Here is a 15,305-nt window from a genome sequence, read left to right on the forward strand (position 1 = left end):
CCGCGAAATGTTGAGAAAAACGGTCGAAGAACGGCCCAATTGGCAGGACATTGCTCAGGCCAACGGATTTATTTTCCATCACGTCGACGGCGATCTTTACTGGGACGAGCGCGCCTGCTGGCAATTCACGCTCGACGAGGTCGAAAACCAGATCGAAGATCCCTCGACCGAACTCTATGCCCTGTGCCTCCAGCTGGTAGACGAGGCTTGCGACAGCCAGCAGCTGATGGAACGCCTCGCCATCCCCGAGGACATGCGCGACATCGTCGCCAACAGCTGGCGCGACGGCGATCCCTCGCTCTACGGCCGTTTCGACTTCGCCTATGACGGCAGTGGCCCGGCCAAGCTGCTCGAATTCAACGCCGACACTCCGACCTCCATCTACGAAACCGCCTTCTTCCAGTGGGGCTGGCTCGAGGACATGATCGAGCTCGGCCAGCTTCCCCCCGATGCCGACCAGTTCAACCGCCTCCACGAGGCGCTGATCGAACGCTTCCAGGCGATCTTCGAGAAGGACAGCCTCGTCCATTTCTCCGGCGTCGCCGACCATATCGAGGATCGCGCAACGGTCGCCTATCTCGAAGACCTTGCCGGGCAGGCGGGCATGGAAACCCGCTTCGTCGACATCTCCTCCATCGGCATGACCGAGGACGGCCGCTTCGTCGATCCCGAAGGCCTCAGGATCGGCGCGCTGTTCAAGCTCTACCCGTGGGAGGACATGCTGCGCGAAAGCTTCGCCAGGGACATCCCGGGTAGCGAGACCCTCTTCATCGAGCCTGCTTGGAAGGCCATCCTCTCCAACAAGGCGATGCTCCCGCTCCTGTGGGAGCGCAACGAGGGCCACCCCAACCTCCTGCCCACCTTCTTCGAATATTCGCCCGAAGGCCGCGAGATGTCGCGCGGGCCCCACGTGCGCAAACCCTTCTTCAGCCGCGAGGGTGCCGACATCTCGCTCTACGACGGGCAGCAACGCCACCGCGGCCCCGACGAGGGCTATGGCGCGGAAGGCGCGATCGTGCAGGCCTACGCCCCGCTCGCCCGCTCAGGCGAGAACCACGCGGTCATCGGCAGCTGGATCGTCGGCGACGAGGCCGTCGCCATGTCGATCCGCGAGGACGCCAGCCCCATCACGAGGGACCTCGCACGCTACCTGCCGCACGTGATCCTGGGCTGACGCTTCTTTTCGCACCTGCAAAATAACACAAGCCAAACGCAACGCATTCGTGTAGGGGCACGCCGAACCAAGGTCGCGTGGGAGCCGGTTAGCCGGTGCGCGGGCCTTTTGCCGTCGTAGCGACCGGCCCTATCCCTCTTCCTGTTTTCGCCCCGCGGCCCGTTGCCGCGGCGCATTTGTATTGCGAGCCAAGATGCCTTTCGAAACCCTCCCGCCGGTAATCGGTGAAGCCCTTTCCGCGCGCGGCTATACCGCCCTCACCCCCGTCCAGTCCGCCGTCATCGAGCCCGAAGCGCAGGGGCGCGACCTCGTCGTGTCGGCGCAGACCGGTTCGGGCAAGACGGTCGCATTCGGCCTTGCGCTGTCCGAAGCGCTGTTGGCCGAAACGGGTAATATCGCCCTTGTCGACAAGCCGCTGGCGCTGGTGATCGCGCCCACGCGAGAGCTGGCGCTGCAGGTCAGTCGCGAACTCGGCTGGCTCTATGCGGGCGCGGGCCTGCGCATTGCGACCTGCGTGGGCGGGATGGATGCGAGCAAGGAGCGCCGCGCGCTGCGTGCCGGACCTGCCATCGTCGTCGGCACGCCGGGCCGCCTGCGCGACCATCTGGAACGCGGTGCGCTGGACCTCTCCGGCCTTGTCGGCGTGGTGCTCGATGAAGCGGACGAGATGCTCGACATGGGCTTCCGCGAGGACTTGGAAGAAATTCTCGACGCGACGCCCGAGGGCCGCCGCACGCTGCTGTTCTCCGCCACCATGCCCCGCCCCATCGAGCGGCTGGCCGAGCGTTACCAGACCAATTCGCTGCGCCTCAGCCTCGTCGGGCAGGACCGCGGCCATGGCGATATCAGCTATCAGGCGATCACCGTGTCGCCGTCCGAAATCGAGAATGCGGTGGTGAACCTGCTGCGCTATCACGAGGCGGAGACGGCCATCCTGTTCTGCGCCACGCGCGACAATGTGCGGCGTTTCCATGCCACCCTGCAGGAGCGCGGCTTCGGCGTCGTGGCGCTGTCGGGCGAGCATTCGCAGTCCGAGCGCAACCAGGCGCTGCAGGCGCTGCGCGACCGGCGCGCGCGTGTCTGCGTGGCAACCGACGTGGCCGCGCGCGGGATCGACCTGCCGACGCTGAGCCTCGTCATCCATGTCGAGATTCCGCGCGATGCCGAGACGCTCCAGCACCGCTCGGGCCGTACGGGCCGCGCAGGCAAGAAAGGCACGGCGGCGATCATCGTACCCTATAACCGTCGCCGCCGGGTCGAAGGCATGCTGCGCGGCGCGAAGATCGAGGCGCAGTGGATGGATGCACCCACGCCCGATATGATCCGCAAGCAGGATCGCTCGCGCCTGATGGAAATGCTCACCGCCGAGACCGAATTCGCAGAGCATGACCGCGAACTGGCCAAGGAGCTGATGGAAAAGCGCTCGCCCGAAGATATCGCGGCGGCGCTGGTGCAGGCGCACCGTTCGAAACTGCCCGAGCCCGAAGAGCTCATCCCCAACACTCCCGAAGCGCGCGACAAGGCCAAGGCCGACCGCCATCGCCCGGGTTTCGAAGATGTCGTGTGGTTCAAGATCGGCGTCGGCCGCCGCCAGAACGCCGAGCCGCGCTGGATCCTCCCGCTGCTCTGCCGCCGCGGCCACATCACCCGCAACGAGATCGGCGCGATCCGCGTCGGGCAGTTCGAAACGTGGTTCCAGGTCCCGACCAACATCGCCCCGAAGTTCGCCGAAGCCATCGCCCGCACGGCGTCGGCCGATGACGAACAGGACGCGATCCTGATCGAGGAAGCACCCGATGGTCCGCGCGTCGAGGCTCGCCAGAACCGCCGCGACCGCCATGAAGGCGGTCCGCGCGTGCGTCCCAAGCCTTTCGGCAAGGGTCCGCACAAGGGCCCGCATAAGGGCGGCCCCGGAGGCAAGAAGCCGGGCGCCCCGTTCAAGAATGGTCCCAAGCCGGGCGGCAAGAAGTTTGCCGGCAAGCGCAAGCCGGGCGGCAAGCCGCGCAGCTGAACCTGCGCGGCTGCTCCGGTCAGCCCCTAGTGCTTGAGCAGCAGGGGCACGCGAATGTCTGACAGCATCGCGCGGGTTACGCCGCCGAAAATCCATTCGGAAATACGCGTGCGGCCGTAGGCGCCCATCACGACCAGCCCGACGTCACGCACGTCGGCGGCGTTCTTGAGCGCATGCGCGGTGCCCTCATCGCCCTCGTCGACTTCGACGACTTCGCACTTGATGCCGTAATGCGAGAGGTAGTCGGCCCCGCGTGTCGGCGGCAGGTCCAGCGTGTCCTTCTTTCGTGATTTCTTCGTGCGTATGCTGACGAGATAGACCGAACTTGCCCGCTTCAGGAGGGGCAGCGCAGCGCGCAGGGCGTGGCTGGCCTCTGCCGAACCGTCCCATGCCACCAGCGCAGGCTTGTCGAAATCGAGCCGCTCGCAATCGTCGGGCAGGACCAGCACGGGGCAGCCAGCCGTGACTGCCAGTTCACCGGCCGTGAAGGACGGAACCTTGCCGCGGGTGGTCGGATCGCGCTCGCCCAGGACGATTAGGTCGGCCAGCGACGAGTTCTGGAGCAGGGCCAGCGATACCGGCCCGGCCTTATCGATCCAGTCCCACCGCACGTCCTCGTTGGCGAGGTCCTTCTCGGTCTCCTCGCGCAGCTTGCGCGCTTCTTCGCGCCAGACAGGGACCATGGCAGCAAAGGCCGCGCCATAGGGATCGGCGCTTGCCGCGGCCTCGTAAGGAACGGCATTCAGCAAGGTCAGGTGACCGTCGAATGCCCGCACGAGGTCCAGCACCACGTCGAGACGTCGCGAATGGCCTTCGTCGGAATGGGCGTTGAAGAGTATCGCTTTCATGGCAGGTCTCCCGGCTGTGTTCGGCTGGGCAACGACTCGCCCGAGCCTTCTGCGATGCAGCCTACACCTCCAGGGCCTGCCGATATTTGATCGAGCGCAAACTGGCGCCGCAAAGCTCGCAGCACTCCGGACTGGGGCAGTGGGCGGTGGACAGTTATATCGGCCAGTCGGGTGACTGGTGCCGGCCTGGGTTTTGACGGCAATTTCGTTTTCGTCGCACCCTACGCGGGCCGCTTCTTGTCGATCTCGTCCCCGGGATGGGGCTTGCCGAGCATGCGACTCAGCGCTTTTTCGAAATCAACCGCACGAGCACGTAAGCGATGCCGCCTGCCGCCGGTATCCCCAGCGTCGCGATGAGCATCAGCCGCTCCGGATCGCTGGCGCCGATCGCCCCGCCCAGCCCGGTATAGGCCAGCGCGAGGACGAGGTTCGCGCTGCCAATCGCCAGCAGGAAACGGCGGAAGGAATAGCGGGCGATGCCTGCGGCAACGAGGATCACCTCGCCCAGCACGGGCACCGGCCGCGTCGCGAAGAGCAGGAGCGCGGATATGCGCGCGGCGCGACCTTCGGCTGCCGCGAGGTCGTCCGCCCCGAGCAGGCGCCGGGCGAGCGGCCTGCCGGCAAAGCGCCCGATCGCATAGGCGATACAGCTCGCGACCATGATGCCCACCCACGTCGCGGCAGCGGCCAACGGCCAGTCCAGCGCCGAGCCCGCCAGGGCCCCGACGAGCCCATGCGGTATGATCGCCACACTATCGAGCGCGAGGAGCATGATGACGGCTAGGAATGCCGCCGCCGCGCTTTGCGATCCGAGATTTCGGGCGATGTCGACCAGTTGGTCGCCGAAGGGCAGGATGATGAGGATAGGGAGGACGAACAGGACCGCCGCAATCCCGCCGATCCTGAGCCAGCGCCGCAGCGGAGTGAGCTTCTCACCCTCCTGCATGGTAGAAGTCGTAGATCTGCTGTGCCACGCCCTCGCTTATGCCCGGCGCTCGCTTGAGATCGTCAAGCGCGGCAGCACGAACCTTCCCGGCAGTGCCGAAATGCAGCAGCAAGGCACGCTTTCGTGCAGGACCGATGCCCGGGATCTCGTCGAGCGGCGATGCGGTGATCGCACGGCTACGCTTGGCGCGGTGGGCGCCGATGGCGAAGCGGTGGACCTCGTCGCGCAGGGTCTGGAGATAGAACAGCAGCTGCGAATTGACCGGCAGCGTCTTTTCTCGCCCGTCGGGGAAGTGGAACACCTCGCGCCCCTCACGACCATGATGCGGCCCCTTGGCTATGCCGATGACCGGCACGTCGTCCGCGATACCGAGGTCTTCGAGAACCGCCATCACGCTCGAAACCTGACCCTTGCCGCCGTCGATCAGCAGCAAGTCCGGCCAGATCGCCTCGTGGCCTTTCCCCTTGGGCGGGTTCTCGTCGTCGCGTTCGCTTTCGGCGAGCTTGCGGAAACGGCGGGCCATGACTTCGCGCATCATGCCGAAATCGTCGTTGGTCTTGGCCTGCTTGATGTTGAACTTGCGGTACTGGCCCTTCTCGAAGCCTTCGGGCGATGCAACGACCATCGCGCCCAGCGCCTTGTCGCCCTGGATATGGCTGTTGTCGTAGATCTCGATACGCTGCGGCACTTCGTCGAGTTCGAGGAACTCCGCCAGCTCGCGCATGCGCTGCGCCTTGGTGCCGCTTTCGGCCAGCCGTCGCTCCAGCGCCTCGGTGGCATTGCGCGAGGCCTGCTGCATCAACTTGCGGCGGTCGCCGCGCTGCGGGATCGAGATCACGACCGCGTGGCCTGCCTTCTCGGCCAGCGCCTCGGCGATCAGCTCCTGCTCGGCCAGTTCCCGATCGACGAGGATGGTCTTGGGCGGCGGCACTTCCTCGTAGAATTGCAAAAGCACGTCGGACAGCACCTCAGGATGCTCGAGATCGCCCGTGTTCTTCGGGAAGAAGGCCTTGTGACCCCAGTTCTGCCCGCCGCGGATGAAGAAGGCCTGCACGCCGATCTGCCCGCCCTTGGCTGCAAGCGCGAACACGTCCGCATCGCCCACGCCGCTTGCATTGATCGCCTGCGAGCCCTGGATGAACGTTGCCGCGCGAAGCCGGTCGCGCAGGATCGCCGCTGTCTCGAAGTCGAGATCCTCGGCGGCCTTCGCCATCTGCTTTTCGATATTGGCCTGCACGGCGCCGCTCTTGCCCGACAGGAAGTCTTTCGCTTCGTTGACGAGGCTCTCGTAACCCGCCTCGTCGATCCGACCGACGCAAGGCGCCGAGCAACGCTTGATCTGGTAGAGCAGGCAGGGCCGGTCGCGGTTGTTGAAGAAGCTGTCGGTGCAGCTGCGCAGCAGGAACAGTTTCTGCAGCGCGTTCAGCGTCTTGTTGACCGAGCCTGCGCTGGCGAAGGGGCCGTAGTAATTGCCCTTGGCCCGCCGTGCGCCGCGATGCTTCTGGATGCGCGGGAACGCGTGATCGGCGCGCAGGAGGATGAAGGGGAAGCTCTTGTCGTCGCGCAGCAGCACGTTGAACGGCGGGCGGTAGCGCTTGATCAGCTGCGCTTCGAGAAGCAGCGCCTCGGCCTCCGAATTGGTCACCACGATCTCCATCGCGCGGCACTGGCTGACCATGCGCTGGAGGCGGTTCGATAGGCCCTTCACCTGCGTGTAGTTCGCGACACGCGCCTTCAGGCTGCGCGCCTTGCCGACGTAGAGCACGTCACCGCGGGTATCGAGCATGCGGTAGACGCCGGGGCGCGGTTTCAGCGTCTTCACCGTCTCGCGGATCACCGTGATCCCGGTTTCGAGATCCGGCTGCGCGCTGGCCACGACTTGGCGCGCGCGTTCCTCGTTGAAACGCTCCTTTCCTCTCGGATCGTGGGGAGAACCTGCCTTACTGCGCGACATGGAGGTGGAGATAGTACCCAGGCCACGACTTGGCAAAGCTTGCAGCCTCTCATCCCACAGTGCACGACGGCTTGAGACAGGGAGGACCTATGGAAAAGACTCAGGAATTGCCGCGCACCGTTGGATTTTGGGGTGCGGCCCTGCTTCCGGTCAACGGCATGATAGGCTCGGGAATATTTGCGCTCCCAGCAATCATGGTTGCTGCGGTCGGCAATTTTGCCCCTTGGATGATGCTTTTCGGCGCCTTGCTGATCCTTCCCCTTGTGTTCGTGTTTTCGATCCTTTCGAGCAAGTTCGACAAACATGGTGGGCCGGTCCTTTACGCCGGCAGTGCCTTCGGACCGTTTGCAGGCTTTCAGGCTGGCTGGGCACGTTATGCATCAGGCGTTGTAGCCGTTGCGGCAAATACGCAGGTAGCCATCGCCTATCTTGCTGTCCTGTTTCCCGTGCTCGAAGACCCTACACTCAAGGCGGCGGCGGTGATCGGGTTCATCATTTTCACCACGCTGGTCAATCTGGTTGGCATGCGCAGTTCCGTAGGCACTTTGGGTTTGATGACGGCCATCAAGATCGGCCCGCTGCTGCTGCTCGTGATTGTGGGCCTCGCCACGAGGGACCCTGCGGTAGGCCTCAGCCTTCCGCAGTTCAGCCAGTTCGAAAGCGTAGTGTTGCTTACTTTCTATGCTTATATGGCTTTCGAGAACGGCACCTTCGCCGCCGGAGAAATGCGCGATCCCAAGCGCAATGTGCCCTTGGCGCTGATCACTACGCTCATCGGGGTTGCCGGCTTCTACATGCTGATAATCTGGGCCTATTTGGCCATCGCTCCGCAGGTGGCCGGCGACGAAAGCGCCTTGGCCGCGGCGGCTGGCGATGTGATGGGTACTGCCGGGATCGTCATCATCTCGGTGGCGGCCGCCTTTTCGATTGGCGCCAATACCTTGGCCGGGGGGATCGTGACGCCCCGAATGACCTATGCCATGGCCGAGCAAGGAACCTTACCGCAGGCCTTTGCGCATGTTTCAAAGCGCTTCCACACACCCGATGTTTCGATCCTCTTTTACGGTCTAGCGGCAATCCTCTTCAGTCTATGGGGCGGGTTCGTCGCGCTCGCTGCGGCCAGCACGCTGTCGCGGCTTGTCATGTACCTGCTATCTGCATTGGCCCTTCCCGTCATAGAGCGGCGCGAGGAAGCCAGTTCACCCTTTTGGCATTTACCACTTTCCGTGATCGCCGCGCTCTCGACATTTTGGGTGGCCAGCCATGCGAGTGCGGAGGCCTTCCGGATGATTGGCCTGATCTTGCTTGTCGGCACGGGGCTGTATTTCATCGCCGCACGCGGTGCGGCCAAGCGTTCGGTCGGCACGGACTGATGGGTCGAGCAGGCTGCCAGCCATGACCTCCGCCTTTGACGCGATAATCCTCGGCGCCGGCGCGGCCGGGCTGATGTGCGCCGCGCGTGCGGGCCAGCTGGGCAAGCGCGTGCTCGTGCTCGAAAAAGCGGAGAAGCCGGGCAAGAAGATTCTCATCTCAGGCGGCGGGCGCTGCAACTTTACCAATATCGGTGCGGGTCCGGCCAACTACCTCTCCGGCAATCCGCATTTCGCCAAGTCTGCGCTGGCCCGCTACACGCCGCGCGACTTCCTCGACCTAGTCGAAAGCTACGGCATCGCCTGGCACGAGAAGACGCTCGGCCAGCTATTCTGCGACGGTTCCTCCAAACAGATCGTCGATATGCTGCTCGAGGAGTGCGCAAAGGGCGATGTCGAGGTGCGCTGCAACGCCGAGGTGACCGCGGTCGAGCACGACGGCGAGCGCTTTGCCGTCATGGCCAATGGCGAGATCGTGACGGCTCCGGCGCTCGTGATCGCGACCGGAGGCCCCTCGATCCCCAAGATGGGCGCGACCGGCTTCGCCTATGACCTTGCCCGCCAGTTCGGCCTCAAGGTTGTCGAGCCGCGCCCTGCCCTCGTCCCGCTGACGCTGGGCGGTGAGGAATTGCTCTTCCGCGAGATTTCGGGCGTCTCCGCCCCCGTCGTTGCCAGCGCGGGCAAAGCCAGCTTCCCCGAAGCGGCGCTCTTCACCCATCGCGGGTTGTCCGGTCCTTCGATCCTGCAGATCTCATCCTACTGGAAGCCCGGCGAGGAGGTCGGAATCGATTTCCTGCCCGACACGTCCGGCGACTGGCTGCTCGACCGCAAGCGCGAGACGCCGCGCGCCACCATGCGTTCGGTTCTGCGCGAGGCATTGCCCGACCGGCTCGCCGATATCCTAGCCGAAAAGCTTGGAATCGAGACCGAACTCGGCAATGCTAGTGACAAGGCGCTGCGGGCCGCGCAGGAACGGCTGAAGCGCTGGACCTTCCGTCCCTCGGGCACGGAGGGCTTCGCCAAGGCCGAAGTCACCGTGGGCGGGATCTCGACTGCGGAACTGTCTTCCAAGACCATGGAAGCGAAGAAAGTCCCCGGCCTGTTTGCCATCGGGGAGGCGGTCGATGTGACCGGCTGGCTCGGTGGCTACAACTTCCAGTGGGCCTGGGCGAGCGGGGTCGCGGCTGGGGAAGCGCTCTAAACCCCTGTAACTGTTACGGCAGGGATTGACCGGAGCGGCAAGTTGACCGGATGACCGGCTCTGCTAGCCTCCGATGCTTGTGGACCTGCTAAAAGCGGGCCTTTGCAGGAGAGGTTACCTCTGCGCTCATGCAGCGGAGCGGTAGCGCAGAAAGGACAGGCCTGATGCAGCAGCTTCAGGGCATGGATGCCAGCTTCGTCGCGCTCGAAACGCGCAATTCGCCGATGCATATCGGGTCGATCCTGATCTACAATCCGGAGACCGCACCAGGTGGCTTCGTAAGATTCAAGGACATCCTGTCTTTCATCGAAAGCCGGCTGCAGCTTTCCACCACCATGCGCCAGCGGCTGGTGCGCGTGCCGTTCGACCTCGACTATCCCTACTGGATCGAGGATCCCGATTTCGATCTCGAATACCATGTCCGCCACGTGGCCCTGCCCGAACCGGGCGACTGGCGGCAGCTCTGCATCCAGGCCGCGCGTATTTTCGCCCGCCCGCTTGACCTCGACCGCCCGCCTTGGGAATTCACCGTGGTCGAGGGGCTCGACAATGTCGAAGGCATTCCCAAGGGCTGCTACGCCTACATTACCAAGGTCCATCATGCCGCCATCGACGGGATGAGCGGGATCGATCTGATGGAGGCGACGCACACCTTGCGGCCCGACGAGCCACCTCCTCCCGGTCCGGACGAATGGAAGCCGGAGAAGTTGCCTAATCCGGTAGAGTTGCTTGGTCGCAGCTACATGAGCGCGATTACCAATCCGCTCAAGCAGCTGGAGGTCGCGGCCAAGGCGGCCCCGGGCCTCGCCAAGGCGCTGAAAGGGTTGGCTGCGAAGGAATTCGACGTCTCGACCGAGATGATCGCACCCAAGACGCGCTTCAACCGCAAGATCTCGCCGCACCGCGTGGTCGAAGGGGTCAGCGTCCCGCTTGTCGACATCAAGGCGATCCGCACCGCTTCGGAAGGAGCGAAGGTCAACGATGTCTTCCTCGCCATCATCGGTGGCGCGATGCGACGCTATCTCGAGGACAAGGGCGAACTGCCCAAGAAGACGCTGACCGCCATGGCGCCTATCTCGGTCCGTGCGAAGGACGAGAAGAACTCGATGGGCAACCAGGTGGCAGCGATGATCGCGCCGCTCGGCACGCATATCGCGGACCCGATCGAGCGGCTCGACTGGGTCCATGGCCGCACCACGAACTCCAAGGCGATGACCGATGCTTTGGGCGCGCGCAACATGACCGAGATGAGCAAGGCCAGCCCAGCGCTGTTCATGGCGCTGGGCGCGCAGCTCTACAGCCGGCTCAGCCTCGCTAATCGGGGCGTCGGACCGGTCTTCACCACCGTCGTCACCAATGTGCCGGGGCCGCCCGTGCCGATCTATTCGGCGGGTGCACGGCTCGAAAGCATGATGGGGCTCATCTGCCTCACTGACGGCATGGGCCTCGCTCACGTGGTGCAAAGCTATACCGACGAGGCGACCATCGCCTTCACCGCCGACCGCGAAATGATGCCCGATCCGGAATTCTACCGCGATTGCATCCAGCAAAGCTTTGAAGAACTTAGGGAAGCCGCGAAAACTGCGGAAAAGCCCGCGCCAACTACCAAAAAGAAACCATCTTCGCCTAAGAAGGGTGCGACCAAGCCCGCCGCCAAGAAGCGGGCTGCTCCCAAGAAGAAAACGCCCGCAAAACCCGCCGCCGCCAAAGCGACGAGCAAGGGGGGCACCAAAGGGGTCGCCAGCCGTTCCAAGAAATCGGCTGCCCCGAAAGGGAAAGGAAAATCCAAATCGTGACCAGTGCCGCTGCACAGCAAACCACCGCTCGCCCGCCGAGCCGTCTGCTCACGCTTGCCGAACCCGGCCGCGCCATGGGCGAACTGGCCAGCTTCTACGCACTGCGCCCACTGATGGGCCAATTGCCCAAGGGCGACGGACATGGTGTGCTGGTCCTGCCCGGCTTCATGGCCTCAGACTATTCGACCGGCCCGCTACGCAGGTTGCTGTGTGATCTTGGCTATGACTGCGCCGGATGGAACCTCGGCCGCAATATCAAGGTCGACCAGGCCCGCATCGAGGCGATGATGGATTGCGTTGACGAGCTGCATGGCCGCAGCGGCCGCCCGATCAGCATCGTCGGCTGGAGCCTTGGCGGGGTGTTCGCCCGCGAACTCGCCAAGCTTGCGCCGGAAAAGGTTCGCCTCGTGATCAGCCTCGGCAGCCCGATCTGCGACGATCGCGGCCACACCAACGCTGCCCGCCTGTTCGAATATCTCAACGGCAAGGAGCCGGAGATCATGAAGGACGGCAATTTCCAGGCACTTGCCGAAGCACCGCCGGTGCCCACCACCTCGATCCTCACACGGACAGACGGCGTGGTTCACTGGCGCGGTTCGGTGCAACGCTGCGGCCGCGAGGATTGCGAGAATATCGAGGTTCTCGCCAGCCATTGCGGGCTCGGCGTCAATCCGGCAGCGGTCTATGCCATTGCGGACCGCCTCGCTCAGGACGAAGGCAATTGGAAGCCCTTCGAGGCCCGCGGTCTCGCCAGCCTATTCTTCCCCAAGCGCGCACTGCACTAAGCCCGATCAGAACGCCTTCCTGACATCGATGCCGAGGTAACGGCCCGTCGGATCGATCCGGAACGGGTCGAACGCCTCGGGCACGTCACCATTGCCGTCGACGACGCTGCGGCGTGCATCGAAGACATTGTCGACGCGAACCGCGACGCGCAGCCCCTTGAGCCAGCCGTCCTCGGATTTCGTCACCTCGCCAAGGTCTGCAAATAGGCGAATGTCGACCGTCGCAAGATCGCCGTAGAAGAGGTCGCTGGCTCCCGGCGCATCGCCGCCGCGCAGCACCGCTTCTCCGATGTAATTGCCTGACAGGCGCATGCCGTAACCCTGCCAGAAGATACCGCCTTCGAGGCGGGAGGAGTGCTCGGGGATCGCCCCTCCGCCGATCACGAAGCCATCAAGCTGGTCGAACAGCGGCCCGCCTTCGGACAGCAGCACTTCGTTTTCGAGCGTGATCGAGTGATTGAGCGAAAGGAAATAGCGCGGGCGCGTGTCGCCGGGATTGCCGCCGCCGAACATGCGCGCCATCCGCCCACCGCCGCGGCCGCTGCCCTGGCCTTGTTGGGCGGAGCCCTCGGTCGAACACATCCGTTCGCGCGCAGCCTTCAGCTTCTCGGGGTCGATCTCGCCATCCTCGCCCTTGAGGCGGGCGAGCATCTGCTCGGGCAATCCGTCGAGCTTGGGCGGCTCGGCACATAGCGCAGTTCGCATCGCAGCGAAGCGTTCGGAGCGCTGATCGGCCTCTTCACCGCAGAAACGCTCGCGCGCCGCCGCGATCTTTTCGGGGTCGGGGTTGCCCGCGTCGTCGAGCAGGCGTGCGCGGAACATTTCGGGGATTTGCGACAGGTCGGGCGTTTCGCCCTCCGGCGTCTCGCAGAAAACCTTGCGCATCGCCTCCATGCGCGAAGGATCGAAACCGCCGCCGGGCCCGCCTCTTTGCTGGCCGCTCGCCGCGCCTTGCGGCGGACCGCCGCGACCCTCGCCGCGCTCGGGGCGTTCGGGCGCCTTGCCGATCTGACCGCGCGTATTGAGACCGAAAGACAGGATCCGGCTGCGCGTCTGGTACAGCGTGAGCGGACGCCGGTCGATCGCCAGCAATTCACCCGCCCCGTCGCGCGTCACGCGGTCGGGGAAAGCCTGCTCGAATGCAGAGCTGAAGGAGGGCGTGGACGTCACATCGCGCGAACGGTTGATCCCGTAATTCGCCTGCAGCCGCGCGTTTTCCCAGAACGGCAATTCCCAGTTGGCGCCGAAACTCCAGTCCGACTGGGTCTCTGCGACAAGGTTCGGATTGCCCCCGCTAATGACGGTGGCGAGGACGGTCTCACCGGTCGAATAGTCGAACACGGTCTGGTTCAGCTCTTCGATACGCGGGCTGCCGAGATTGGTCAGGCTGGGAGCAACCTCTCGCCAGATACGGGTTGCGCTTAGGTTGAGCGTCTCGGTCGGCGACCAATTAGCACCCAGGCTCCAGTTAGCGAGCGCGCCGAAATCGGAGAGGTCTTCAACCCCGCCGGAGAAATTGACGCTGAGCCCGCCAACCGGACCGCCGCGACGCAGGACTGGGGCATTGATGTTCACCCCGCCGTTCACCCGTCTACGCGTGAGCGAGAGCGGATCGTCGGTGCGCGTATCCTCGCTCTCGATCCGCCGCCAGTCGAGCCCGGCATCGAAAGTCATGGTCAGGTCGCCAGCGGGAAGCTGGACCGGGTAGCCGGTCAGCGTCAGGTCGTTGGCGATGGTGTAGGTGCGGCTCGTAGCGGTATCGAAGCCCGAGGCGTCGAAGCGGTCGATATCCGTCTCCGACCGCGTGTGGTTCGCATCGGTGGTGAAAGTCGCGTTCCAGTCGCCGAGCGGCTTGTTGATCGTCGAGCCCAGCGAATAGCTGTCGGTATCGGTCTGCCGCTCGAGCACCGAGATCCCGTCCGTCGCGAGTCCATTGAGCGAGAGGCTCTCGCTACGCGCGAAGGTGCCGTTGAGGCTCAGCGAGGTGCCGCTGTCGATGAAGGCGCGGGCATAGTTCGCCTCGGCCTGCAGGCTGAAAGTGTCCGCCACGAGGCTGCGGAATTCCGCCTCGTCGGCATTGCCGCCCACGCTGAGGCCACGATCGGCCTCTGTCAGCAGGCTGCGGTCCTGGACCTCGACATCGAAATTGAGACGGCCCTTCTCGCCGATCCTGAGCCAGGTCAGTTCCTGTTCGTTATAGGAATAGCCGCCGATGCCCGGCTGTTCGTATTCGACTTCGGCCGTCAGCGACTGGAAATTGGGCTTGAGGACGATGTTCACGACCCGCTGGTCGGGCGAGAAGCCGAACCGCTGCGCGACTTCTTCGGAGAACACCTCGACCTTGGCGACCGCTTCCTGCGGGTAGGAGCGGAATTCTCGCCAGCTCGACACGCGGATACCGTTGATCAGGAAGACCGGCCTGCCGCCGCCGCGATTCCCACGCGAGCTGCTGCCGGTCGCAGGCTCAATGGCGGCAATCACGTCCGCGATCGAACTTGCGCCGAAGGCCGCGATATCGGCTTCGTTGTATTCGGCCAGCGGCGGCTCGTCGATCGTCAGCTGGCCTTTCAGGCGGGTGCCGAAAACCACGATATCGCCATCTTCCGTGACCGGAGCCGATCCGGCTTCGCCATCGACGGCGACCGGCGCCTCGTCTTCGGGCTCGGGCGCCTGCTGAGCTTGCAGGGCTGTTCCCTGCGTTGCGAGCAGCATGGCGGCAGTAATGAGGGGCATTTTCTGGATGAACGTCATCGAGGAAGGTCTTTTCGATTTCTATCGCGAATGGCCCCCTCGACCGGCATGTCGACGAAGAAGCAGTCCCTAACAAGCACTTGCCGTGTAACATTTCGTCGCAGCGGCATTGCCTGGCTCTGAATGCCCAAGTCTTCCCTTTTATCCCGCCTGACGCTATGGGCGCGCGACACAAATCGACCAACTGCACGAATTTAAGGAATCGAATGGCCAAAGAAGAACTTCTCGAAATGCGCGGGCGCGTTGTGGAACTGCTGCCCAACGCCATGTTCCGCGTCGAGCTCGAGAACGGCCACGAGGTCCTCGGCCACACCGCCGGCAAGATGCGCAAGAACCGCATTCGCGTGCTGGTGGGCGACGAGGTGCTTTGCGAACTTACGCCTTACGACCTGACCAAGGCGCGCATCACCTATCGCTTCATGCCCGGTCGCGGCGGCCCCGGCCCGCAGTAAGCCGAAGTTCGAGCTTT

The 15,305-nt window shown here is 64.3% G+C and carries 11 protein-coding genes; 7 read left to right on the forward strand and 4 right to left on the reverse strand.

What is annotated here, in order from left to right; genetic code table 11:
- Positions 1 to 7 precede the first annotated feature (7 nt).
- Together K3165_RS04525 and K3165_RS04530 are read left to right on the forward strand one after the other, a co-directional pair.
- Positions 8 to 1,174: a glutathionylspermidine synthase family protein gene (locus K3165_RS04525; RefSeq protein ID WP_221547612.1), complete on the forward strand. Its 1,167-nt coding sequence runs from the start codon at positions 8 to 10 to the stop codon at positions 1,172 to 1,174.
- A 193-nt stretch (positions 1,175 to 1,367) separates the two neighbouring features.
- Entirely contained in the window at positions 1,368 to 3,185 is a 1,818-nt protein-coding gene (locus K3165_RS04530; RefSeq protein ID WP_221547613.1) for a DEAD/DEAH box helicase, read from the forward strand.
- 26 nt (positions 3,186 to 3,211) lie between these two features.
- Here the strand turns inward: K3165_RS04530 and K3165_RS04535 are convergent, their stop codons facing one another.
- The 3 genes from K3165_RS04535 to uvrC form a co-directional block, all read right to left on the reverse strand.
- Positions 3,212 to 4,033 (reverse strand): universal stress protein, encoded by an 822-nt coding sequence (locus K3165_RS04535; protein WP_221547614.1) that lies wholly within the window; start codon positions 4,031 to 4,033, stop codon positions 3,212 to 3,214.
- A gap of 280 nt (positions 4,034 to 4,313) precedes the next feature.
- Positions 4,314 to 4,979, reverse strand: coding sequence for a TVP38/TMEM64 family protein (locus tag K3165_RS04540; RefSeq protein ID WP_221547615.1), 666 nt, complete (start codon positions 4,977 to 4,979; stop codon positions 4,314 to 4,316).
- The gene (uvrC, locus tag K3165_RS04545) at positions 4,966 to 6,933 is read right to left on the reverse strand and encodes an excinuclease ABC subunit UvrC (protein WP_221547616.1); all 1,968 of its coding nucleotides are present in this window, start codon (positions 6,931 to 6,933) and stop codon (positions 4,966 to 4,968) included. The genes K3165_RS04540 and uvrC overlap by 14 nt, the downstream gene beginning before the upstream one ends.
- A gap of 89 nt (positions 6,934 to 7,022) precedes the next feature.
- Between uvrC and K3165_RS04550 the strand changes: the two genes are divergently transcribed.
- From K3165_RS04550 to K3165_RS04565, 4 genes are all read left to right on the forward strand, one after another.
- Positions 7,023 to 8,306 (forward strand): APC family permease, encoded by a 1,284-nt coding sequence (locus K3165_RS04550; RefSeq protein WP_221547617.1) that lies wholly within the window; start codon positions 7,023 to 7,025, stop codon positions 8,304 to 8,306.
- A 22-nt stretch (positions 8,307 to 8,328) separates the two neighbouring features.
- The gene (locus tag K3165_RS04555) at positions 8,329 to 9,504 is read left to right on the forward strand and encodes a BaiN/RdsA family NAD(P)/FAD-dependent oxidoreductase (protein ID WP_221547618.1); all 1,176 of its coding nucleotides are present in this window, start codon (positions 8,329 to 8,331) and stop codon (positions 9,502 to 9,504) included.
- A 164-nt stretch (positions 9,505 to 9,668) separates the two neighbouring features.
- Entirely contained in the window at positions 9,669 to 11,300 is a 1,632-nt protein-coding gene (locus tag K3165_RS04560) for a WS/DGAT/MGAT family O-acyltransferase (RefSeq protein WP_247713880.1), read from the forward strand.
- Entirely contained in the window at positions 11,297 to 12,085 is a 789-nt protein-coding gene (locus K3165_RS04565; protein ID WP_345720443.1) for an esterase/lipase family protein, read from the forward strand. The genes K3165_RS04560 and K3165_RS04565 overlap by 4 nt, the downstream gene beginning before the upstream one ends.
- A 6-nt stretch (positions 12,086 to 12,091) precedes the next feature.
- Here the strand turns inward: K3165_RS04565 and K3165_RS04570 are convergent, their stop codons facing one another.
- Entirely contained in the window at positions 12,092 to 14,818 is a 2,727-nt protein-coding gene (locus K3165_RS04570) for a TonB-dependent receptor plug domain-containing protein (RefSeq protein WP_221547619.1), read from the reverse strand.
- A 224-nt stretch (positions 14,819 to 15,042) separates the two neighbouring features.
- On the opposite strand from K3165_RS04570, the gene infA reads away from it, so the two are divergent.
- Positions 15,043 to 15,288 carry a translation initiation factor IF-1 gene (infA, locus tag K3165_RS04575; RefSeq protein ID WP_007163491.1) on the forward strand — a complete coding sequence of 82 codons (246 nt, stop codon included), beginning with the start codon at positions 15,043 to 15,045 and terminating at the stop codon, positions 15,286 to 15,288.
- The last annotated feature ends 17 nt before the right edge of the window (positions 15,289 to 15,305 follow it).

The sequence above is a fragment of the Qipengyuania xiamenensis genome, assembly GCF_019711495.1.
Classification (GTDB): domain Bacteria; phylum Pseudomonadota; class Alphaproteobacteria; order Sphingomonadales; family Sphingomonadaceae; genus Qipengyuania; species Qipengyuania xiamenensis.